Annotated in this window: 22 protein-coding genes; 15 read left to right on the forward strand and 7 right to left on the reverse strand. The window is 50.4% G+C overall.

Features of this window, described 5'->3' with window-relative positions; genetic code table 11:
• Positions 1-319 precede the first annotated feature (319 nt).
• From AAIG11_RS12820 to AAIG11_RS12875, 12 genes are all read left to right on the forward strand, one after another.
• A complete protein-coding gene (locus tag AAIG11_RS12820; RefSeq protein WP_343186660.1) occupies positions 320-1099 on the forward strand; it encodes a LamB/YcsF family protein in 780 nt (259 codons plus the stop codon).
• 86 nt (positions 1100-1185) lie between these two features.
• On the forward strand, positions 1186-2385 hold the full coding sequence (locus AAIG11_RS12825) for an NRAMP family divalent metal transporter (protein ID WP_343186639.1): 1200 nt from the start codon (positions 1186-1188) through the stop codon (positions 2383-2385).
• Between the two features lie 129 nt (positions 2386-2514).
• Positions 2515-3297: a putative hydro-lyase gene (locus tag AAIG11_RS12830; protein WP_343186640.1), complete on the forward strand. Its 783-nt coding sequence runs from the start codon at positions 2515-2517 to the stop codon at positions 3295-3297.
• A gap of 110 nt (positions 3298-3407) precedes the next feature.
• A complete protein-coding gene (gene pxpB, locus AAIG11_RS12835) occupies positions 3408-4157 on the forward strand; it encodes a 5-oxoprolinase subunit PxpB (RefSeq protein ID WP_343186641.1) in 750 nt (249 codons plus the stop codon).
• Positions 4150-5223, forward strand: a complete 1074-nt coding sequence (locus AAIG11_RS12840; RefSeq protein WP_343186642.1) for a 5-oxoprolinase subunit C family protein — start codon at positions 4150-4152, stop codon at positions 5221-5223. The genes pxpB and AAIG11_RS12840 overlap by 8 nt, the downstream gene beginning before the upstream one ends.
• A 218-nt stretch (positions 5224-5441) precedes the next feature.
• A complete protein-coding gene (locus AAIG11_RS12845) occupies positions 5442-5831 on the forward strand; it encodes an ACT domain-containing protein (RefSeq protein WP_343186661.1) in 390 nt (129 codons plus the stop codon).
• Between the two features lie 49 nt (positions 5832-5880).
• Positions 5881-6168 (forward strand): hypothetical protein, encoded by a 288-nt coding sequence (locus AAIG11_RS12850; protein WP_343186643.1) that lies wholly within the window; start codon positions 5881-5883, stop codon positions 6166-6168.
• Between the two features lie 46 nt (positions 6169-6214).
• Positions 6215-6709 carry an MGMT family protein gene (locus AAIG11_RS12855; protein WP_343186644.1) on the forward strand — a complete coding sequence of 165 codons (495 nt, stop codon included), beginning with the start codon at positions 6215-6217 and terminating at the stop codon, positions 6707-6709.
• Between the two features lie 20 nt (positions 6710-6729).
• A complete protein-coding gene (locus AAIG11_RS12860; protein ID WP_343186645.1) occupies positions 6730-7152 on the forward strand; it encodes a VOC family protein in 423 nt (140 codons plus the stop codon).
• 11 nt (positions 7153-7163) lie between these two features.
• Complete coding sequence (locus tag AAIG11_RS12865) at positions 7164-7556, forward strand: RidA family protein (protein ID WP_343186646.1); 393 nt, start codon at positions 7164-7166, stop codon at positions 7554-7556.
• 377 nt (positions 7557-7933) lie between these two features.
• Complete coding sequence (locus AAIG11_RS12870; RefSeq protein WP_343186647.1) at positions 7934-8752, forward strand: MerR family transcriptional regulator; 819 nt, start codon at positions 7934-7936, stop codon at positions 8750-8752.
• Positions 8753-8889: 137 nt separating this feature from the next.
• Positions 8890-10845, forward strand: a complete 1956-nt coding sequence (locus AAIG11_RS12875) for an FAD-dependent oxidoreductase (protein ID WP_343186648.1) — start codon at positions 8890-8892, stop codon at positions 10843-10845.
• A gap of 99 nt (positions 10846-10944) precedes the next feature.
• On the opposite strand, the gene AAIG11_RS12880 is transcribed toward AAIG11_RS12875, so the two are convergent.
• From AAIG11_RS12880 to AAIG11_RS12890, 3 genes are all read right to left on the reverse strand, one after another.
• Positions 10945-11595, reverse strand: coding sequence for a hypothetical protein (locus AAIG11_RS12880; protein WP_343186649.1), 651 nt, complete (start codon positions 11593-11595; stop codon positions 10945-10947).
• Positions 11596-11706: 111 nt separating this feature from the next.
• A complete protein-coding gene (gene rsgA / locus AAIG11_RS12885) occupies positions 11707-12783 on the reverse strand; it encodes a ribosome small subunit-dependent GTPase A (RefSeq protein WP_343186650.1) in 1077 nt (358 codons plus the stop codon).
• A complete protein-coding gene (locus AAIG11_RS12890) occupies positions 12780-13208 on the reverse strand; it encodes an RNHCP domain-containing protein (RefSeq protein ID WP_343186651.1) in 429 nt (142 codons plus the stop codon). The genes rsgA and AAIG11_RS12890 overlap by 4 nt, the downstream gene beginning before the upstream one ends.
• A 624-nt stretch (positions 13209-13832) precedes the next feature.
• Here AAIG11_RS12890 and AAIG11_RS12895 point away from each other — a divergent pair.
• From AAIG11_RS12895 to AAIG11_RS12905, 3 genes are all read left to right on the forward strand, one after another.
• Positions 13833-15512: an ASKHA domain-containing protein gene (locus AAIG11_RS12895; RefSeq protein ID WP_343186652.1), complete on the forward strand. Its 1680-nt coding sequence runs from the start codon at positions 13833-13835 to the stop codon at positions 15510-15512.
• A 39-nt stretch (positions 15513-15551) separates the two neighbouring features.
• Entirely contained in the window at positions 15552-17387 is a 1836-nt protein-coding gene (locus AAIG11_RS12900; RefSeq protein ID WP_343186653.1) for a sensor histidine kinase, read from the forward strand.
• Positions 17388-17457: 70 nt separating this feature from the next.
• Positions 17458-18705 carry an aminotransferase class I/II-fold pyridoxal phosphate-dependent enzyme gene (locus AAIG11_RS12905; RefSeq protein ID WP_343186654.1) on the forward strand — a complete coding sequence of 416 codons (1248 nt, stop codon included), beginning with the start codon at positions 17458-17460 and terminating at the stop codon, positions 18703-18705.
• Positions 18706-18819: 114 nt separating this feature from the next.
• Here AAIG11_RS12905 and AAIG11_RS12910 read toward each other — a convergent pair whose 3' ends face one another.
• From AAIG11_RS12910 to AAIG11_RS12925, 4 genes are all read right to left on the reverse strand, one after another.
• On the reverse strand, positions 18820-20100 hold the full coding sequence (locus AAIG11_RS12910; RefSeq protein ID WP_343186655.1) for a TRAP transporter large permease: 1281 nt from the start codon (positions 20098-20100) through the stop codon (positions 18820-18822).
• Positions 20100-20636 carry a TRAP transporter small permease gene (locus AAIG11_RS12915; protein ID WP_343186656.1) on the reverse strand — a complete coding sequence of 179 codons (537 nt, stop codon included), beginning with the start codon at positions 20634-20636 and terminating at the stop codon, positions 20100-20102. Before AAIG11_RS12915 ends, AAIG11_RS12910 begins: the two co-directional genes overlap by 1 nt.
• Positions 20637-20765: 129 nt before the next feature.
• Entirely contained in the window at positions 20766-21812 is a 1047-nt protein-coding gene (locus AAIG11_RS12920) for a TRAP transporter substrate-binding protein (RefSeq protein WP_343186657.1), read from the reverse strand.
• 54 nt (positions 21813-21866) lie between these two features.
• On the reverse strand, positions 21867-22192 hold a 326-nt coding region (locus tag AAIG11_RS12925), incomplete at its 5' end, for an aminotransferase class III-fold pyridoxal phosphate-dependent enzyme (RefSeq protein WP_343186658.1).

Consider the following 22192-nt stretch of genomic DNA (forward strand, 5'->3'; position numbering starts at 1 on the left):
CGGCGAGCGAAACCGCTCTGAGGTTGAAGACAAAGGGATTTGGCCAGGACAGCTGATTCAAAGGCTGCCCTTCACCAGATCCCTTGTCTTCATCGTAGGTTGTCTACAGTCTGCGAGCGGTGAGCGAAACCGCTCTTTTTTTGTGTGCGAAACCGCTCATCTTGAAGGAAGTTTTGCACAGAAAATCGCTGAAAAGATTGAAAAATGAAGCATGAAAAATTTGGCACTCATTTTGCAATAATCAGAAAGCACGGCGCAGGAGAGGTGCAGACAAAAAAAGGGCTGATGAAGACAAATGAATGAAAATGGAGGTGTTTTGATGAAGCAGGTTGATTTAAACAGTGACATTGGTGAAAGCTTTGGTGCCTACAAGCTGGGAATGGATGAGGAAGTGCTGAAATATGTGTCCTCAGCCAACATTGCCTGTGGCTGGCATGCGGGAGATCCCATGGTCATGGCGGAAACGGTGAAAACGGCAGTGTCTCTGGGAGTGGAGATGGGGGCACATCCCGGATTTCCCGATCTCATGGGATTTGGCCGACGAAACCTGCAGGTATCACCGGCAGAGGCCCAGGCCTATGTCATTTACCAGATCGGTGCCCTGGCGGCCTTTGCAGCCGTACAGGGAACCAGACTGCAGCATGTGAAAGCCCATGGTGCCCTTTACAACATGGCAGCCAAAGACCCCCTGCTGGCCGATGCCATTGCCGCCGCAGTGGAAGCCGTCGATCCGGAGCTGATTTTGGTGGGGCTGGCCCACAGTGAACTGACGAAAGCCGGCGAAAAACGGGGCCTGAAGGTGGCTCACGAAGTCTTTGCCGACCGGGCGTACAACATCGATGGTACCCTGGTGGCCCGCACACACCCCGATGCCATGATCCACGATGCATCACTGGCGGTGGAAAGAGTGGTGCAGATGGTGACGGCGGGAACCGTTAAAGCCGTTGACGGCTCTACCATTGACCTGACAGCCCACACCATTTGTGTTCACGGAGACAGTCCTCAGGCTCTCCAGTTTGTGGCCACTATCCGGGAGGCTTTGCAGCAGGCATCCATTGCCATCACAACCCTGGCAAAGCTGTTGGTATCATCCACATAATTTTTTAAGAACCACCGCATCACCAATTTAATGGAAAAGAGGATGCTGGTAAAAAGCATCTCCTTTTCAACGAAAGGGGAACAAGAATGAACACAGATCTGAAAAAACAAAATGCAACCGTGCTGCTGGGGGCCGCCTTTATCATGGCAACCTCCGCCATCGGACCCGGGTTCTTAACCCAGTCTGCCCGATTTACAGAAGACTACGGTGCCAGCTTTGCCTTTGTCATCCTGGTCTCCATTTTGCTGAACCTGGTGGTACAGGTGAACATCTGGCGCATCATCGGTGTTTCCGGCCTGCGGGGCCAGGACATTGCCAACAAAATTCTACCTGGCCTGGGATACTTTGTGGCCGCACTGGTGGCCCTGGGCGGGCTGGCCTTCAACATCGGAAACATCGGAGGAGCAGCCCTTGGGCTAAATGTACTGACAGGCCTTGATGTGAAGTTCGGCGGTCTCATTGCCGGTATTGCCGGTATTTTGATCTTCCTCAATAAAGATGCAGGTCCCATCATCGACCGATTCACCAAAATTCTGGGAGGGCTCATGATTGCCCTGGTGGCCTATGTGGCTTTCACCAGCGGACCACCGGTGGGAGAAGCCCTGGTGCGCAGCGTGGCCCCTGAAAATCCGGGCATGCTGGTATTTCCCATCATCACCCTGCTGGGCGGCACCGTGGGAGGGTACATCACCTTTGCCGGGGCCCATCGACTCATTGATGCCGGGATCTCCGGCGAAGAAAACCTGGGGCAAATCACCCGCAGTGCCATGATGGGGATTGGCGTGGCCTCTGTCATGCGCGTGCTCTTCTTTCTGGCCATCCTGGGCGTGGTGGTGAAAGGGCTGGCCCTTGATCCTTCCAATCCGGCTGCCTCCGCTTTTCTTCACGGAGCCGGTAACGTGGGGTACAAGTTTTTCGGCGTCGTACTCTGTGCCGCCGGGCTCACCTCCGTCATTGGAGCTGCCTACACCTCTGTTTCATTCCTGAAAACGCTAAACAGCACCATTGCCAAATATGAGAAATGGGTGATCATCGGCTTCATTGCCTTCTCCACCTTTGTCATGAGCTTTGTGGGCAGCCCCGCCAAGCTGCTGGTGCTGGCCGGTTCCCTCAACGGCCTGATTCTGCCGGTGACACTGGGAACCATGCTGCTGGCCTCCAGAAGAAAAGACATCATTGGCGATTACCATCATCCCACCTGGCTCATCGGCCTGGGCATTGTGACGGTTTTTCTCACCGCATACACCGGTGTCATGTCACTGCAGAACATTGCCAAGTTATTCTAATGGTTTTCAGCCTTCTCTCAAAAACCATTTGTGCCAACGGATTTTCTTTGTTCCCCTAAGCCCGGTAGGCTATAATGAAAGCAGGACCCCCCGGGTGAACCATACCGTATCCAAAAGGAGGCATGAACCATGAAGTTGAAAAGTGTTCCGGAAATTTGGGCCGCCATCCGGCAGGGTGAGTGGCGCAAACCCACCTCAGGCCTTGCCCCTGGTTACACACAGGCCAATGTGGTGATTTTGCCGAAAAAGGAAGCCTTTGACTTTCTGCTGTACTGTTACCGCAACGAAAAACCCTGTCCCATCATCGATGTCACCGACCCGGGTCAGCCGTCGCCCCCTGTGGCAGGTCCCGATGCCGACATTCGTTATCATGTGCCCCGCTACCGGGTGTACCGCCACGGTGAGCTGGAAAAAGAGGTGGATGACATCGCTGAGCTCTACACCGACGACATGGTCACCTTCCTCATCGGCTGCAGTTTCACCTTTGAAGAGGCCCTCATTCAGGCGGGTATTCCCGTGCGCCACATTGAAGAAAATCGAAATGTGCCCATGTACATCACCAACATTCAGACAAAATCCGCCGGTATTTTTTCCGGCCCCATGGTGGTGAGCATGCGCCCCATGCCCGAAGCCATGGCACAACAAGCAGCTGATATTACCGCGCCCTTCCGAAAAGCCCACGGCGGCCCGGTGCATATCGGCGATCCTGCTGCCATTGGTATTAAAGACATTCATCGGGTGGACTTTGGTGATCCGCCGGTGATTAGGGAAGGGGAAGTGCCTGTTTTCTGGGCCTGCGGCGTCACCCCTCAAATGGCACTGAAAAGTGCCAAGCCACCCCTGGTGATCACCCACTCCCCCGGCTACATGTTCATTACCACCATTACCGAAGAAGAGCTGCGCCGCCAGTAGTGCTGCCGGATTGACACAATGCTGCCGCATCAGCGGAAAACCTGCCGGTCTGGCAAGTTACCGGTGAAGATGAAACTGTCGGCATACCCAGAATGAGGGAGGCATCCGCCATGTATGAAACAACCCGCTATCTGGCCGCAGGTGACCATGCCCTGGTGATGGAATTTGGAAATGAAATTGCTGATGCCATCAACCAGAAGATCAGAGCCATGAGTCTGGCCATTGAGCAGGAAAACATTCAGGGCATCTCCGAACTGGTGCCCACCTACCGCTCCATGATGATTCACTACGATCCCCTGATGATCTCGGGGGAAAACCTCACCCGTCAGCTGCGCCGGCTGGAACAGCAGCTGGCAGATATTCAGCTGCCTCCGCCCCGGGTCACCGTGATTCCCACCCTGTACGGTGGTGAGTACGGGCCCGATCTGGCCACCGTGGCCGGGCACAACCAGCTGACAGAAGCAGCAGTGATTGAAAAGCACACCTCCAGGGAATACCTGATTTACATGCTGGGTTTCACCCCCGGCTTCCCTTATCTGGGAGGCATGGACCCTGCCATTGCCACCCCCCGGCTGGCCACCCCCCGCACCAAAATCAGAGGTGGTTCAGTGGGCATTGCCGGGAGTCAGACCGGCATTTATTCCATCGACAGCCCCGGAGGCTGGCAGCTCATCGGCTGGACACCGGTTCCCCTGTACGACCCTGAGGCAGCCACACCCATCCTGCTGAAAGCAGGGAATTACGTGAAATTTGAAGCCGTCAGCCAGGCCGACTATGAAGCCATGAAACCCCAGCTGCAAAACCGCACCTATACCTGTCGGGAGTACCCCTTCATACCGGGAGGTGATGGCCATGCGTGAACTGAAAATCATCAAACCCGGTTTACTCACCACCGTTCAGGACGCCGGCCGTAAGGGCTTTCAGCAGTATGGCGTTCCTGTCTCAGGGGTGATGGACCACTATGCCTTTGAAATGGCCAACCTGTTGGTGGGCAACGACACGGCAGCGGCAATGCTGGAAGCCACCCTGCTGGGGCCGGAAATTGTCTTCGAAACCGACGGCCTGCTGGCGGTAACCGGGGGCGATCTGGGGGCCGTGTTCAACGGCGAACCCCTTCCCCTGTGGCAGGCAGTGCCGGTGACTTCGGGAGACAAACTGGTCTTCAAAGGTATTCGCAGCGGCTGCCGCTGTTACATTGCCATCTCCGGCGGCCTTCAGGTCCCGGTGATCATGGGCAGCCGCTCCACCTACACCCGGGGCAACCTGGGAGGTTACCAGGGCCGGGCGCTGAAAGCCGGCGACCATCTTCCCGTGGGCGACCTGCCTCTGCCGGCAGCAGCCTTGACCCAGTTGGCAGAGAAGCGGCAGATCACCCCTGCTTATCAGTATGCCAAAGAAATCACCCTGCGGGTGGTTCCCGGCCCTCAAGAAGACGCCTTTTCGACCCAGGGACTGGAAACCTTCTACCAGCAGCCCTATACCGTCACCAACGAATGTGACCGCATGGGCTACCGGTTGGAAGGCACCCCCATTACCCACGAAGCAGGTGCCGACATCATCTCCGACGGCATTGCCATGGGTGCCGTTCAGGTGCCGGGCCACGGCATGCCCATCGTCATGATGGCCGACCGCCAGACCACCGGCGGCTATACGAAAATTGCCAACGTCATCAGCGCCGACCTGCCCCTCATGGCCCAGGCAAAACCGGGAGACATTCTCCGGTTCACAAAAGTAACCGTTGAAGAGGCCCAGCACATCTGGGCAGCCCGGCAACAGGAAATGGCAACAGTGAAAAAGACAATGGCCCTCACCCCGCAGGATGAAGCAGAACCCCGACGTGAAAACAACCGTTACCGAAAAGAACTTTTTCGGTTTCGCCGGGGCGGCAGGCCATATGCCCTGGTGGTGGAAGAATTAGAGGAGTAGAAGGAGTCTTAACACAGCAAATCAGTCACCAAAAAAAGAACCGCACGGGTTCTTTTTTTGGTGGTACGGTGGTGTTCCCGGCACTGGCACAGTCTTGCGAATGAAAATTATGAGTGATGAAAATCATCAATCTTGGAAAAAAGAAGGAAATGCTGTTGAAAGAGCGAAATGAGTACCAGAGGTTATTTTCTGTTAAAGATGAGGGAGTGAACGTGAAGATGCTGGAAAAAAAGTTAACAATGATCGTCATGAATGAGACATATGGGGTTTGCAGACTCGATAATAATCAACCAGTACCTGAGTGGGCTAAAAATAGTAGGTTTTATTCAATAACAAGAACCTTTGAGGAACTGTCAATCGTATGTTCCCAAGAAATCATTCCAGACGACGTGAAATGTGAAAAGGATTGGAGGATGCTAAAAGTAGAAGGGCCACTGGATTTTTCACTGATTGGCATTCTCTCTTCAATTAGTACAGTATTAGCACAAAGCAAAATAAGTATATTTGCAATTTCCACCTTCGATACTGACTACATTCTTCTAAAGAATAAAGACTTTGACAATGCGATAGAAGCGTTGAGCAATGAAGGATATGAAATCACAGCATGAAGACACAGTGTAGACATGCGTGTTGTTATAACAAGTCAGGAGAGTGCTTATGGGTGTTATAATGGAAATAGTAGTAGAAGTTCTTTTCGATTATGTTTCAGGGGGATTTCAGTTTACTCTTTCTAAGATTATAAAGAAGCGTGGCATTACGAAGTTTAGAGTTTTTGATTATGTCTTAATGTTTATCATTTTAGGATGTTATTGCTTGTATACATTTCGGGAGATGGAACTAGTATTATGGATAATAGCTTCAGCTGGTTTAGCGCTTTTGTCCGCCCTCATACTAGGGACTATTTCAAATCTGGCATTCGTAAGCCAGTCTAGTCCAGAAAAATAGATTTGAATTTATCGGTAAGACCAAAGATTGAGAAGGGAGAATATGTATGCCCAAAAAATCTTTCAACGAGAAACTCAACAGTTCAGGAGACTTGCCAAAGATTGAATTCATAGGGTTTGATAACAAGATGGCAAAGCGGTTTGGCTGCGGCAACATGCTGATAGCAGCTCCCATTGAATATGATGAGGTGATGAAAAAAATACCTGAGGGAGAACTGGTTACTTCCCACGAAATTAGAGATTACCTTGCCCAAAAACATGGAGCCGACTTCACTTGCCAACTGACAGCCGGCATATTTATCAACATTGTTGCCAATGCATCACAGGAACGGGAAGACCTGGGAAGTAAAGAGATAACGCCGTACTGGCGTACATTAAAAAAGGATGGCGAGTTAAATGAAAAGTATCCAGGCGGTATAGACCAGCAAAAGATGTTGTTGGAGATGGAAGGGCATGAAGTGATTAAAAAAGGCAAACGCTATTTTGTCAAAGACTATGAAAAGGTATTGAGCCAACGGCACAAAGAAGAACGATCACGTTGAAAATAAAAAGGGTGGATGTAATGAGACAATCGATTGTGCATATTGCCTTAGTGGTAAGAGACTATGATGAAGCCATTGAATTTTATACCCAAAAACTGGGGTTTGAGCTGGTGGAAGATACATACCAGCCAGAACAAGATAAACGCTGGGTTGTTGTATCACCGCCTGGGTCATCAGGAACCACCATATTACTTGCAAGGGCCTCTAAACCTGAACAACTGACATTTATAGGAAATCAGGCAGGGGGCCGCATTTTTCTTTTTCTGGGAACAGATGATTTTTGGAGAGATTATAACCAAATGAAGGCAGCGGGGATAGCCTTTGTAAGAGCCCCAAAGGAACAAGAGTATGGCACAGTTGCAGTGTTTAAAGACTTATATGGCAATCTGTGGGACCTGGTGCAGTTCGAAGAAAATCATTCAATGGCGAAACGGGTAAAATAAGGAGTGATGTTATGAAAGCGTTTCGAAATCCTGGCAACATCCACAGCCCTTTGGCCGCTTACACACACCAAATTGAAGTTTCAGGAAATACCCGATGGCTCGTCTTATCCGGTCAACTGGGAAAAGATGAGAAGGGGTTTGTTCCAACGGATCCAATGAAGCAAATTGAAATTGCCATCGATAATATCGCCAAAAACCTTCATGCAGCAAATATGAACATGGAAGATTTGGTGAAAGTAGTTTTTTATCTGGTGGGAGACATTGACAGCGCAAGAAGAAGAGAAGTTATAGCGAAAGCTTTCAATGGACACGAGCCCTGTATGACAATGCTGTATGTAACCGCTTTAGCTGATTCTGCGTATAAAGTGGAAATTGATGCGTGGGCATGCGCAGACATCGAGTGATGACCCATTGAAGAAGGACCCTATTATTGTTGCTAATCCAGAAAACGGCTTTATACCCTGAAATTCCAGCATATAATAAAGCAATTAGCGCTGCCGGGGGGCAGGGTGCAATGCTCATCGACTGATAGGGCGCTGTGATAGACGCTTGAAGCAGACAAACAGACAATAATAATGGGAGAAAAGGTGAAAAAGCTAATAACTGGCTCCGTAGGAGTGGTTTAGGAAACCATCTTGTGAACAAGTCAGTTTCTATGTGACTCAGTGAAAAATAAACATCGGCAGAAGAAAAGAAGTCATCATATGAAGCCAACTTGTTGAAGCTGAAGCTGCCAACGGCGCAGCATTGCAGTTTGGAAGAGGGGGATCAAGGACGGGTTATGAAAAAATATAAAGTCAGTGAATTTTCCAAATGGATGGGTGTGAGCATCAAAACACTGAAACATTATGAAAAATTCAAAATTCTGGTACCCGAAAAAGATGAACAAACCAGTTACAGATATTACAATTTTACCCACGGGGAAAGAATCCTTCGAAGTAAAGGACTAACCAGTCTGGGCATTTCCCTCAACGAAATATCCCAATACATGAACAACAAGGGAATGGACGAGATTGTTGATATTCTAACTCGATGTGAAGAAGAGCTTTCCAGGGAAATGGATGCGATACGTTTAAAGCGGAAGCGCATCCATGAGTTAAAGGAGCAGTGCACATTGTTTATGGAAAAACCAAATACCTGGATGATTGCCACGCGAAAGCCCTGCTACTTCATCAAGCATGTTCAAGATAAAGCCTTTGTAGAATGTGAAAAAATGAAAAACATTGTGGCAGACTTGATGAAATGCGTTCCACATACCATGAAGTTAGCCTATTTGCCGCAAAAGGAGATTGAAAGAAACGCATTAGACCCCATTTGGGGGTTGGGAATAAATGGCGATACAGCAGAATATCTGAAACTTGACGTGAGTGAACCCGTACTTTTTTTGAAGGAAGAAGCATGCTTCCTGTATACTTACAGCCAATATGCCACAGAAATTTCCATGGAAGAAATTATGGCAAAAGTATTGGAAATTATGAAAAAACAAGGATATACACCGGCAGGCGATGTTCTCATTGAGGGAGGCATCGATCAATACCCGAACACCAAACGTGTTTTTCAATTGTTAATTTGGGTTCCCATCAGCAAAAACCAACGATAATAGGCGATAATTGAAATGATGCAGACATAAGCTGGAAAAAAGTGGAAGAAAATCAATTTAGCCCTTGACTTGCCTCTTGGGGTCAACTTTACAATACTCTTGTTGGATAAACTTTTAACAAGGGAGATGGAAAAAACATGAAAAAACACATGAGTTTGGTTCTGGCACTGATGCTATTGTTGTCGCTGATGGCTTGCACCTCAGATGGTCCAGCAAGCCCTGCGCCAGATGAAACAACAGCGACTGAAACTTCGGTTGAAAATGCCTATACACCAGGGGTTTATAAAGGTGTTGGTAAAGGTCATGCCGGTGAGATGACTGTAGAAGTTGAGTTTAGTGAGAACAAAATTGAATCCATCGTAGTGGGAGAACACAAAGAAACTAAAGGCATCTATGAGCCTGCGGTTGAAAGAATTCCATCAACAATTATGGAAGAACAAACATTGAATGTTGATGTAGTGACGGGTGCAACCAATACCAGCAAGGGTATTCTGGAAGCAGTTGCAGATGCAGTCAAGCAGGCCGGTGGAGATGTGGAAGCCCTGCGCAGCAAAGCAAGGGTTGAAACTGAAAAAAGCGCGGAAGAAATATCTGCTGACGTTGTTGTTGTGGGTGGCGGCGCTTCGGGTTCTGCGGCGGCGCTGGCAGCGGCTGAAAAAGGTGCTCACGTAATTCTGCTGGAAAAAGCGGCTGGTGTAAGTGGTGCAGGCTCAATGGCAGGAGCCTTGTTTGCAGACAGAAGCTCACTCCAAATTGCAGCGGGCAAAGAGGTGGATGCCCAGTGGATCTATGATCAATATATAAAAGACAGTAATTATCATGCAAATGCAGGACTTGTGAGTGCCATTATTCATAAATCGGCTTCCACGGTTGATTGGTTGGTGGAAAATGGCGTTAACCTGGTGGTGCTCGATGCGGGTCATGGGGCACAGTACAATCATGTAGGGATGCCTGCAACAGCTCATGGATATGTGGACGGCGGCGTTATGGCCCTGCAGACGATTCATGAAAAAGTAGAATCTTATGGTGGTCAGGTGATGTACGAAACACCAGGGGAGAGCCTGATCATGGATGCCAATGGGAAAATTGCCGGCGTTATTGCCAGAAAAGTGGATGGTACTGAGCTGAGAATCACTGCAAAATCAGTTGTCATCGCCACGGGGGGCTTTGGCGGCAATGCAGAGATGATGGCAGAAAGATTCGGAACAAAATCGGGAACAGGTCTGGTGAGAACAGCGACGGGCGATGGTGTTAAGATGGCTTGGTCTGCAGGTGCTGCAGAAGCAGGCATTGATGTTGCGCAGTGGTTTGGAATGACTTACGATGCTGATAAATCAAAAAACATGACCAATCCTCGAGAACTAACTGAATTGGTGAGAAACCCCTTGATGTTTGTTAATAAGGAAGGGAAGCGATTTGGTTCAGAGGAAGAGGCCTATGAAAGTGCAGCCTTGGGAAATATGATGTATAATCAGCCAAATGCAGAGATGTTTATTATTTTGGATACAGGCATTATTGAAAGAGTCGCCGAAGAGGGGCTGGCAAAAGTCTTTGTCGACAGATGGGGACATATGTATGGGCAGGGAATCAAATTTATGGAAGCAGGCAGAGAGCAAAATATTGACGCACTGACAGAGGCATGGCGGATGCCTCGAGACTACACCGCTGTCATGGAAGAAGCTGTGGAAGCAGGCCTTGCAATAAAAGCCGACACCATTGAAGAGCTGGCCAGACTGCTGGATGCCCCTTACTTGGTAGAAGAAGTGGCATATTACAATACCATGGCCGCCAATGGCAAAGACACTCAGTTTTACAAAGATGCCAGTTTTATGAATCCTGTTGCTCAGGCTCCTTACTATGCTGTTGTTACGAAACTGCGTTGCCTTGGCACTTTGGGTGGTGTTGCTATTAACGAAGAGATTCAGGCTGTTGATGAAGCTGGCCAAACAATAGAAAATCTTTGGGTGGCAGGTGCCGATGCAGGTGGAATGTATGGTAACAGCTATGTCATGTTCGAAGGCGCGACCTTAGGATTTGCCTATAACTCTGGAAGAATTGCAGGAGAAAATGCAGCTGAAAATGCAGGAAAATAGATTGGCTGTTTGACGAAACTACTGGAATGATGTAGTTGGCGAAAGACAACACTATAAATAGCCGATGCTTGACAACTTGTCAAACGTCGGCTATTTGTATTAAGCCTCTGGCGGTCGCAGGTCTTTTACATAATAGACCCGTCCCTCGATGGAACGTGCCCGAAACCCCATTTTGTTCAGATAACGAGTATGCTTCAGCTGGCGGGATACCGTCCAGAGAGTGGTGTATCCCCGCTTAAGAAAAAAGTCGGTCTGCTGCTCGTACATATACCGGGCAATCTTATAATCCCGATAGCGGGGAATGACAAAGTCCACATGCACGTATAGCACGTGATTCTCCATTTCTGATGCCACAAAAATGCCTGCCGGCACCAGGTTTCGCAGCACGAAAAAAGCGATGACAGATTCGTCCCGGGGCAGGGAATAATCTGGGTAAATTTCTTTCAATTCTTTCTGGTGAAAATCCAGAAACAACTTCAAATAAGTGCTGTCAGTGGCAACGTCAAAGTGCTGGAAAAACTCCTGGGGCTGGGTGGTGTGCACCCGCATCACATACCAGGCGCTCACCAGGGCCAGAAGAATGCAGACGGTCAGTAAAGGGTAGAGGCGTAACTGCCAGGTATAGACCACAAACAGCAGGGTGCCCAGCATGGCCAGCCAGCGACGGCTGAAGAGGGACTGAGTCAGCAGTGAAAAAATAATGAGAATGGCAGCTGTCCAGCCCATCAGGTTCAGTTGAGGCATTGTCATCCTTCTCACCCTTTCTTTTGGAGATTCACTTTTTCTAAAGACAACCAGACAGATCTTTTCAATAAAAGCCATTGAAGGCAGCGGTTGCTGCATCCAATGGCTTATCTAAACTCAGGGCTTTTTCTTTTTTTCTTGCCTGTTCAGCTTGGCAATCTGTTTGAATTTTTTTGTTTTCTCGGCGAGATAGGTATCTTTGTCATCCTGATAAGACATCTCAGCCATTAACTGCCGGTAAGACGCCCATCGTTTATGGGAAAGTACTCCCTGTTCCAGAGCTTCATGAATCGCGCATCCTGGCTCAGAAGTATGGGTGCAGTCACTGAACCGGCAATTGCCGAAGAACGCTTCCACATCAGAGAAAGTCTTGTTAACCCCTTCTGTGGATTCCCACATGCCAATTTCACGCATTCCCGGAGTATCGATAACGAAGCCTCCATTGGGAAGTCGGAACAGCTCGCGCCGGGTCGTCGTGTGTCTTCCGCGCCCGTCTTTTTCCCTGATGGCTTTTGTCGCCAACCGTTCGTCATACAGCAGACGATTGACAAGCGTCGATTTACCCACACCTGATGAACCGATCAACGCAATAGTGTCACCAGGCTTTATACGCGCTGCAATGCTGGCAAAACTATCTTCATCCATGGCAGAAGTGACAATCACATCGACACCCAGTGCCACATGATTAACAGCAAGAACCTTCCTGGCAGCATCTTCGCAAAGGTCTGCCTTCGTCAGAACGACAACGGGGCTCGCGCCGCTTTCCCAGGCAAGGGCCAGGTAGCGCTCAAGACGCCTCAGATTGAAATCTTCATTCAGTGACATACAGATCAACACCATGTCGATGTTGGCTGCCACCACTTGCGCATCGTTGTGCCCACCTGCAGATTTACGACTGAAAAGACTCTTTCTGGAAAGGATGTGGTGGATGATGGCATGCCCGCTGTTATCGCAGGGTCGATCCAACATAACAAAATCACCAACAGCCGGATAATCGGTTGATTGCTGGGCTTGAAACCGAATTTTTCCAGATATTTCAGCGACGATCTCTTCATTACCGCACACAACGTGGTAAAACCCTTTTTCCTGAGAGATAACCCTGCCCAAATAATGGTCTGGGTAACCCGCTGCCTCATTTCTGCAAAGCTCATCCATGCCGGTATTGCTCCATAAGCTTTCAGGTTTGGTCATCATGTCATCACCCTCCCACCTTCTTTATCGGGAGAAACGTCCAAAGACCTGGTCAGTCCCTCAATGGGAAACGGTGGAGATGCCAAAGGTTTCAGGGCGATGGACATCAGTTTAATGGGGTTGTCGTCGGCCGCAAGTCTGTTGGAACTCATTTGCCCGCAACGGGTGCATCTGTGGATGATGGCCCATTCGCCATTTTTTCTTACCCAGACGCCGATGGGATCCATGATTCCGTCACAATCGGCCGCCCGGTCTCCTGGCGTATCATCCACATGAAGGCTTGATAAACAATCAGGACAATGGTTCCGGTGTTTTGTGCCGGCGCCTTCAGGCGCAACGACTTTTCCGCATGCCTTGCAGATGAAACTGTCATGGCAGGGATTATTTTTAAATGAGGTGCTTCTCTTTTCTGTGTATCTCAATTTCATGTTCCTCCTAAAAGTCAACAAATCCAATAAATGAACTGTTCCTTTTTGGGAGGTTATGGGGAGACTATTCCGCACAAACCTCCCGGTTTGCTACAATCTCCGCTAAGTAGGCTTTACTCAAAAAACATACCCCTTTCCTGCTGGACCGCCAATGCTTTGATGATCCAGTTCGTAATCATGATATCACACCTCTGCCACGCCGGTTCAACACCCCCATCATACTTGGGGAGGCTGCGGGGGATGATGCGATTCACTCTATATTAGAACACAAATTAGCATCAACTTCAACCAAGATATTTCACTCTTTTCGATGACATGTGTCATTACAGTCAGAGTCCCGAAAGAGCGTTCGAGAGAGATTATTAAATAGATACCGCGCCAGGTGTACAATAATCAGTCTATTTTATGATGGGCGGATTCAAATAGGGAAATTACTTCGTTTGTAAAGAAATAACATATGTTAATATTTACGGGAAGACATTTTATGTTAAGTAGGTTACAATAGTAGCATAAAGTTAAAGCATTACCCAGTTAAAGAAGCAGCAGGGTGAACTTTCATGCAAATGAACCCGCCATCTTAACGAATCTCCGGATATCACGTATAAAGAGAGTTGACAGGATTTCATGACAAACGTTCTTCTTCGCCAACCCGACGGAAAACAGCAATGTATTCAGCTGATGCCAGATCAGACGCTCTTGCGGGCGCTGCAGCAGGCAGGCCAGACCCTGTCCGCCCCTTGTGGAGGAACGGGGCGTTGCGGCAAGTGTGCCATTCTGGCAACAGCCGGTGCCTGGCCACCCACCACTGCCGATGAATACCACTTAACCCGGCAACAGCTTCAGGAAGGCTGGCGGCTGGCCTGTCATATAACGGACAAAACCATCGCTGCAGGCGGCGCCGATCCACAGCAAGTGATCTTACAGGTGCCCCGGCTGACGGAGTCTGGGGAATCAACCGGCTTAATGGTAGCTTCAGAATTTCCCGAACCTGGTGAACCTGAATGGATGAAGAAGCCATCCATGGCATTCTCTCCATTGAAGTCTGCCTCATCACATCTGGAAACAGGCATCGCCATCGACCTGGGTACCACCACCCTGGGCTTTCGCCTGGTGGACCGGCAAAACGGTGCCATTATGCGGGAAGACTCCCGAATGAATCGGCAGCAGCAGTATGGAGCCGATGTGGTTACCCGCATTCAGCAGGCATCCCAGGGTCATCTGAAAGCCATGGCCGCCCTGATTCAGGAAGACCTGATGCAGGGAATGGCCAGCCTCACCCGGGGTCTGTCGGAGATTTTCATCACCGCCATTACCATCGCCGGCAATACCACCATGCTCCACTTGCTGCAGGAAATATCACCGGCGGGGATGGGCCAGCACCCCTTTACCCCTGTCACCCTTGACATGGTCACCATTCCTTTTCAGCGGCTGTTCAGCAGCAGCGATCCTTCCAAAGCCCATTCATTGCCCCTGTCGCCCCATTGTCCGGTGACGCTTCTGCCAGGGCTGGACGCTTTTTTGGGGGCAGACATCACCGCCGGCATTTATCATACCAGGCTCCATGAATCAGAGGAAATCAGCCTGTTGGTGGATATTGGCACCAACGGGGAAATGGTGGTGGGAAACCGTCACGGATTCACCGCCACCGCCACTGCCGCCGGCCCCGCCTTCGAAGGGGGCAGCCTTTCCTGCGGCATGGCCGGGGTTTCTGGTGCCATTCATGCCCTGACCTGGGAAACAGACACCTTTCACCTGAAAACCATCGATGACCAGCCCCCAATGGGAATTTGCGGCTCGGGAGTGGTGGATCTGGTAGCCGAAGGCCTGCGCCACGGATGGATCGACGTCACCGGCCGACTGGTGTCACGCTTTCAGGGTAACGCCGTGACCCTGAAAGCTCCATCGGGAACACCGCCCATACAGGTAACCCAAAAAGACATTCGGGAAGTGCAGCTGGCTACCGCCGCCATTCGGGCAGGGATTCACTGCCTGCTGGAGACTGCCGCCATTCCCATGGAAGCTGTGCAACGGGTGTACCTGGCCGGTGGATTCGGCAGCCGGTTGAACCTTTCCAGCGCCCTGACCATGGGCCTGCTGCCTTCGCCGCTGGCGGGAAAAGTCATCGTTGCCGGCAACACCGCGCTGGCAGGTGCGGCCGATCTGCTGACAGACCCCGAGGCACCGGAAAAGCTGCAGCACATTCGGCAGCTGGCCACCACACTGAACTTATCCAACAGCCCCTGCTTTCAGCAGGCCTTTATGAAAGCCATGACTTTTCCCCAATGCGCCACCATCCACCGATGATATGCCGCTCTCTCAAACCCGGAGAAAGGACGATGCCCCTTGAAAGCCAACACAGCCGTCTCACCCTTTCAGTGCTGTATCCAACTGATGAGCACCTATCAGCAGCAGGCCATGACCGCCGCCACGGCGGAAGAGCGTTACCGCCTGTTTCTGGAGATGGTCTGCAAAGCCCTGAATGCTCCTTTTGCCATGCTGCAGCAATACCTGCCCGATGCGCCCCTTTCAAGAACCCTGGCAGTGAGTGGCGAGCCGGGCCTGTTTCAACATCTGGAGGAGATGGGAATTAAGCTTGACCTGCTGGAAGATCAGCACCTGCTGTGGCCCCGAAAAGATGAGCTGGTCAACCGCCTCGAAAAAGAAAGCATCGTGGTGTTGACAGTGGAAGAAATTCTTGAGATATTTCCCTTTTCAGCAGAAATCAATCAACGCTTGCTGAATGAACTGACTCCCTATTCGGTATGCCAGCTGGTTCTTCAGGGCCCGGAAAGGCCTTTGGGAGAACTGTTGCTCATCCTTGATCCAGATCATACACCGCCCGACCAGCAAACAAGCGATTTCTTTAAGTCCTACGCCGGAATGATGCTGTTACAGGAGCAGGCAACGGAAAACTTGAAAAAACAGGAGCGCCGGTGGCGGATCGCCATGGAAAGCAGCGAAGTCGGTGTGTGGGATCTTAACAATATTTCCAACGAACTTTATGTCACCCGTCCCTGGGCAGCCATGCTGGGGTACAAAGTGGAGGAAATTCCAGTGCTCCGCCGATTTTTCACTGAACATCTTCACCCGGAAGATCGAAAACGGGTGCTGGAAAAAGTCGATCGATTTATCAACGGCCACCACGGGCAAATCAACCAGACCTTCCGCATGAGACACAAAAATGGGCAGTACCGGTGGATTCTCAGCCGGGGGAAAGTGGTGGAAAAGGACGCTGCCGGTTCGTCTTTGCAACTTGTTGGCACCCACATTGACATCACCCGGCAGAAACAGATGGAAGAGGATTTGCGAAAAAACAACGAACTCATCCGTCACAATGCCCGGCAGCTGGAACGCAGTGTTCATCTAAAAGAAGCCCGGTTGCTGGCCATGGAAGAAATGGAAGAAGAACGGCGAAAAGCGGAGCAGGCCAATCAGCAGAAAGACCTGCTCTTTGCCAGCCTGAGCCATGACCTGAAAAACCCCATGAGCGCCCTCACCGGCCTCATTGACCTGATGCTGCTGGATGAGACCAATGAAGAAAAACGCAGTTCTCTGGATCTGATGAAGCATTCCACCCAGACCATGCTGATGCTTCTCAACGGCCTGCTGGATTTTTCCCGCATGGAAAGCGGCAAGCTGCTCCTGAACCCATACGCCTTTGACCTGGCAGCCACGGTGGAGCGGGTGTGGAGCCTTCATCACCACCAGGCCAGGCACAAAAACCTGGCCTATGAACTGCACATCCATCCCCAGGTACCTCGAACACTGGTGGCAGATTCTCTGCGACTGGAACAGATCATCACCAATTTGTTGAGTAATGCCATTAAGTTCACCCGGCATGGAAGCATCAGCATGCAGATTCATCCGGCAACACCGCCCCAGCCGGCCTTCGGTGAAGCACTCAATGATACCGTTTCAGAAATAACTGTGTGTTGGGTGCGGTTTGACGTGACAGATACCGGCATTGGCATTCCTGAAGAGGCCCAAAAGAAAGTCTTTGACTGCTACCAGCAGGCATCCGCCGACATCGGCCGCCACTACGGCGGCTCTGGGCTGGGGCTCTGTATCAGCAAACAGCTGGCAGAAAAAATGGGTGGAAGCCTCACGGTGACAAGCACCCTGGGCAAAGGCAGCCGGTTTAGCCTGCTGATGCCCTTTCAGCTGCCATCTTCCAGGTGACAAGGTGCCTTTCCCGTGTTATGATGGGAGTTAATAGCAACCACTACAGTCATTGCAAGGAGGAAAAGATATGAGTGTTTCCGTTGTTGCCCCTCATTCAAAAAGACCGGCAGAAGAAGACAAGGTATTTGCAGCCAATCGTAAGGCTCAGGAAGCCGCCAAAAAAGTGGGGGCTGATCAAGTGATCAACTCCACCATCGGCGCTTTGCTGGAAGATGATGGCAGCCTCTCCATCATGCAGACCGCCATGGAAACTTTTAAAAACCTTCCCGATGCTGAAATTGCTGCCTATGCTCCCATTGCCGGCCTGCCGGAGTTTCTGGAAGCAGCCAAAACAGCAGTATTCCGCGATTACCGACCAAAAGGCCACATTCGAGGGGTTGCCACCCCTGGTGGTACCGGTGGTATTCGTCATGCCGTGTGGAATTACATGGAACCCGGTGAAACCCTGCTGACAAGCGACTGGTTCTGGGCCCCCTACCGTACCATTGCCGAAGAGCATGGGCGCAAAATGACCACCTTCACCCTGTTTGATGAGAAAAAAGCCTTCAATCTGGCCTCTTTTAAAGAAAAGGTACAAGAGCTGGCCGACCATCAGGAGCGGGTGCTGGTCGTGCTGAACACCCCTGCCCATAACCCCACCGGCTACAGCCTCACCGACGAAGAATGGCAGGAAGTCCTCACATTCCTCAGTAATGTGGTGGACCACCAGAGCAAAAAGGTGATCCTCTATGTGGACATCGCCTATATCGATTTTGCCGGCGACATGAAAACCTCCCGGGGCTTCATGAAGCAGTTTGAAAACCTGCCGCAAAACTTGCTGGTGCTTATTGGTTACAGCATGTCCAAAGCCTTCACCTTCTATGGCCTGCGCAGTGGTGCCCTTCTCTGCGTCAGCAGCAGCGAAGAAGTGGCTGATGAGTTTGAATCCACCGCCGCCTTCTCCAACCGGGCTGTTTGGTCAAACGGTACCCGGGGTGCCCAACGGGTACTGGCAAAAGTTTACAGTGACCCGGCCCTGCTGGAAAAAGTGGAAGCCGAACGGGCTGGTTTTTCCAAGCTGATGTTTGACCGTGCCAGAGCATTTGTGGATGAAGCTGCCGATGTGGGTCTGAATATCTTTCCCTACCGGGCGGGCTTCTTCATCACCATCCCCTGCGAAAACCCGGCAAAAGTATCAGAAGAGCTCACCAAAGACCATCTCTTCCTGCTGCCCATGGCAAAAGGTCTCCGCTTTGCAGCCTGCGCCGTTTCTGTTGAGAAATGCCGTCAGTCTGCCCGCCTCATTAAAAAAGCCATTGACAAGGTGAACGGATAACCCCTGTCTGGTAAGCATCAAACCGTCATCAAACTGCCACATAAAAAAACAGCCCCTTCAGGAAAAAATGCCTGAGGGGGCTTTTCTATGTGCAGGTGTATTCGGCCGGAGAGCCTATTTGAACAGAGCGACAAACCCGTTTGTGAACCAGGGCCAGTATGTCACCAGAGCCAGGGGCACACAGAGCACCAAGGTAAAGATGATGGCATACCTGGATAACCTGTCAACGGAGATTTTCGAGATGGCTGAAGCCACAAAAAGAGTTGTTCCATAAGGCGGCGTCACATAACCGATGGCCAGGTTCAACACCATAATCACGCCAAACTGCAAGGGGGTGACACCCACACTTTGCACCACCGGCAGAAAGATGGGTGAAAGGATGATAATGGCAGGGATGTTATCGATGAGCATTCCCACAACCATTAAAAAGACATTAATAATCAGCAGGATTAAAATTGGATTATCTGTCAGTGATAAAATCCCCTGGCTGACCCGCTGCGGTACATTTTCAAGAGCCAGATATTTTGCCATGGCACCGGAAAAACCGATGATAAAGACAATGACACCATTGAGAACAGCCGCTGTATAAAAGGACTCTTTCAGCTTGACAAGGGTCAGTTCCTTATAAACAAAAGTGCCAATAATAAGGGAATACACCACTGCAACCACAGCCGATTCAGTCGGCGTGAAGATGCCGGAATAAATCCCCCCCAGAATGATGACGGGAGCAAATAACGCCCAGATGCCATCCTTCAGCGTATGGGCAATATTTTTAATGGATGGCTTGGTATCGCTGCCTCTGTAACCCTTCTTTTTGGAGATCAGGTAGCAGGCAACCATCAACGCGACACACATGCTGATTCCCGCAGGAATGCCGGCAAGAAAAAGATCACCGATACTCACACCCACGGTGACGCCGTAAACCACAAAGGGAATGCTTGGAGGAATAATAACACCGATGGATCCCGCAGAAGCGATCAGCGTTGCACTGAACTCATCGCCATATTTTTTGCGCTTCATTTCGGGAAGCATCAGGGATCCCACTGCTGAAGTCGTTGCCGCCCCGGAACCGGAAATGGCTCCGAAGAAGGTTGCGGTGAGAATGGAGGCCATTCCCAGTCCGCCAGTGATCCATCCGATAAAGGCATCGGCAATGTCAACAAGCCTTCTGGCGACACCGCCTGCACTCATCAGAATCCCCGCCAGAATAAAGAAGGGAATTGCCATCAGCACAAAAGAGTCAATCCCTGTAAAGGCATTCTGGGACACGATGCGTAAAGAGGTGGATGAAAAAACGACAAAGGTGAAAATGGTTGATGAAGCAATGGCATAGCCGATGGGCAGTCCGATTCCAATCAGCAGCAGCATGACACCAAACATCGCCAGTATTTCCATTAACCTTCCACCTCACTTTCTCCGCCAGGTAACTCTGTAGTTTCATAGCCCAACAATTTTTTTACACTGTCGACAATGGTGGCCACAAGACGAATGCCCACCACGATACTGCAGGCGGGAACTGACAGATAACCCAGCCATACCGGCATTCTCATGGCAGGCGTGACCACACTCAGCTTCATTTGCATCTGAACGACTTGAATGCCATAATAGGCGACAATCAACGTGGTCACCAACCAAACCAGCGAGACAATGATGCTGAGAATTTCTTTGGCGTTGAAAAATCCTCTTTTGCCCAGCGCCTCTGCCAGCAGCTCCACCTTGAGATGCTCTTTGCCTTTGACTCCTGCGCTCACACCCATCCATGAAAACCAAACGAACAGATACCTGGCAAACTCTTCCGACCAGGATAATGAATTATTGAAAATATAACGCATCACCACCTGAGAAAAGATGACGATGACCATGACTGCCAAAGCAGTAATCAGTGCGTAATACTCCATTTGATTAAATAGTTTTCCAAATTTACCGATCAACGTGGTTACCTCCCCAGCAAGTTCCGGGCTTCTCATCATAAGAATGGAATCCCGTGCCGCTGACGATGCGCACGGCATCGGGATTCCATCATTTGAAACAGAAGACAGAAGCGAGTACTTGCCGTTTATTTATAGTCCGGCAGCTTCAAACACGCTTGCATCGATTTTGTCCCGGTAGCTATCCACCACCGGTTTTGCTGCTTCAATCATTTCGGCGGAGAATTCGGCAGAAGCCTGATCCACCTGCATACCGGCTTCTTCCATTACCTCAATGGCCATCAGATCGGCTTCCACTGCGGCCACACGCTGTTCAACAGTCGCCTTGGCAGCGGCGGTATCCACGGCTTCCTGCAGATCGGCAGGCAGGCTGTCATAAAAATCCTGGTTAATAAAGGTGACCATTTGCAAGGCAGAATGGTTGGTCTCGGTGCAATACTCTGCCACTTCCTGAAAATTACCGTCGATCACATAGATGATGGAGGTGTCGACGCCGTCGATGGTTCCCTGTTGCAAGGCGGTGTAGATCTCGCCGAAAGACATGGGAATGGGATTGCTTCCCAGTGCCTGCTGGGTATTGATCAACAGAGTGGACTCGCCCACACGCACTTTAAGACCGCTTAAATCTGCCATGCTGGCGACAGGTCTTTTGGTATTGGTGATTGATCGAAACCCACCGTCAAAATAGCTTAAAACTTTCATGTTGATGGAAGTGGTTTCGGCTGCCAGCATCTGACCCAGCTCGCCGTCAACCTTAGAGGCCCAGTCGTCTCGGTCCTTAAATACAAAGGGCAAATCGAAAATTTCCCAGTTGGGAAGATAGGTGCTAAAGAGTGAAGACATGGCCATACCTGCTTCAATATTGGCCATGGTCACACTTTCAACGATCTCTCTTTCGCCGCCCAGCGCACCGGCGCCCAGTATATCCACCACAATTCTGCCGTTACTGAGTTCTTCAACGTGCTTTTTGAACATCTGACAACCCTGTGCAGCAGCAGTGAATTCATTCTCAATATGAGCAAAACGAATGGTGTAGGTTTCGGCGTCAGAACCGGCGCTTGAACCGGCGTCTGTGCCACCGCCAGCCGCAGCCTGCTGTTGACCTCCACCGCCACAACCAGCCAACATGCTTAAAACAAGGACACAACACATCAAAATTGCAAGATTCTTTTTCATCATTCTTACTCCTCCTGTCTTGAATTTGATAGGTTTGTCAGTCATCATTACCTTTGGTTAGTCACATGCCTTTTTGATGGCCGCCTCCAGAATATCCAGCCCCGCCTGGAGCTGTTCATCGGTGATCACCAGGGGTACCAGGAAGCGAATCACATTGCCCCGGGCCCCGGCACTGAGGAGCACCAGGCCGTTCTCCCAGCATTCTTTGATGATGGCGGCGGTTTCGTCTTTGGCGGGAGCTTTGGTGGTGCGGTCTTTCACCAGCTCAAGGGCCAGCATGACCCCCCGGCCCCGTACATCGCCGATGAGGGAATAGGTGTCTTTCATCTTGTTCAGCCGGCTTCTGAAAAGGTGGCCCAGTTCTTCTGCCCGGCCGGGGAAGT

The organism is Anoxynatronum sibiricum, from assembly GCF_039414295.1.
Lineage (GTDB): Bacteria > Bacillota > Clostridia > Peptostreptococcales > Tindalliaceae > Anoxynatronum > Anoxynatronum sibiricum.

Bases quoted from the DNA above. Each gene is read 5' to 3' on its own strand.
- AAIG11_RS12820 (WP_343186660.1), top strand. From the start codon at position 320: ATGAAGCAGGTTGATTTAAACAGTGACATTGGTGAAAGCTTTGGTGCC.
- AAIG11_RS12825 (WP_343186639.1), top strand. From the start codon at position 1,186: ATGAACACAGATCTGAAAAAACAAAATGCAACCGTGCTGCTGGGGGCC.
- AAIG11_RS12830 (WP_343186640.1), top strand. From the start codon at position 2,515: ATGAAGTTGAAAAGTGTTCCGGAAATTTGGGCCGCCATCCGGCAGGGT.
- pxpB (WP_343186641.1), top strand. From the start codon at position 3,408: ATGTATGAAACAACCCGCTATCTGGCCGCAGGTGACCATGCCCTGGTG.
- AAIG11_RS12840 (WP_343186642.1), top strand. From the start codon at position 4,150: ATGCGTGAACTGAAAATCATCAAACCCGGTTTACTCACCACCGTTCAG.
- AAIG11_RS12845 (WP_343186661.1), top strand. From the start codon at position 5,442: ATGCTGGAAAAAAAGTTAACAATGATCGTCATGAATGAGACATATGGG.
- AAIG11_RS12850 (WP_343186643.1), top strand. From the start codon at position 5,881: ATGGGTGTTATAATGGAAATAGTAGTAGAAGTTCTTTTCGATTATGTT.
- AAIG11_RS12855 (WP_343186644.1), top strand. From the start codon at position 6,215: ATGCCCAAAAAATCTTTCAACGAGAAACTCAACAGTTCAGGAGACTTG.
- AAIG11_RS12860 (WP_343186645.1), top strand. From the start codon at position 6,730: ATGAGACAATCGATTGTGCATATTGCCTTAGTGGTAAGAGACTATGAT.
- AAIG11_RS12865 (WP_343186646.1), top strand. From the start codon at position 7,164: ATGAAAGCGTTTCGAAATCCTGGCAACATCCACAGCCCTTTGGCCGCT.
- AAIG11_RS12870 (WP_343186647.1), top strand. From the start codon at position 7,934: ATGAAAAAATATAAAGTCAGTGAATTTTCCAAATGGATGGGTGTGAGC.
- AAIG11_RS12875 (WP_343186648.1), top strand. From the start codon at position 8,890: ATGAAAAAACACATGAGTTTGGTTCTGGCACTGATGCTATTGTTGTCG.
- AAIG11_RS12880 (WP_343186649.1), bottom strand. From the start codon at position 11,595: ATGACAATGCCTCAACTGAACCTGATGGGCTGGACAGCTGCCATTCTC.
- rsgA (WP_343186650.1), bottom strand. From the start codon at position 12,783: ATGATGACCAAACCTGAAAGCTTATGGAGCAATACCGGCATGGATGAG.
- AAIG11_RS12890 (WP_343186651.1), bottom strand. From the start codon at position 13,208: ATGAAATTGAGATACACAGAAAAGAGAAGCACCTCATTTAAAAATAAT.
- AAIG11_RS12895 (WP_343186652.1), top strand. From the start codon at position 13,833: ATGACAAACGTTCTTCTTCGCCAACCCGACGGAAAACAGCAATGTATT.
- AAIG11_RS12905 (WP_343186654.1), top strand. From the start codon at position 17,458: ATGAGTGTTTCCGTTGTTGCCCCTCATTCAAAAAGACCGGCAGAAGAA.
- AAIG11_RS12910 (WP_343186655.1), bottom strand. From the start codon at position 20,100: ATGGAAATACTGGCGATGTTTGGTGTCATGCTGCTGCTGATTGGAATC.
- AAIG11_RS12920 (WP_343186657.1), bottom strand. From the start codon at position 21,812: ATGATGAAAAAGAATCTTGCAATTTTGATGTGTTGTGTCCTTGTTTTA.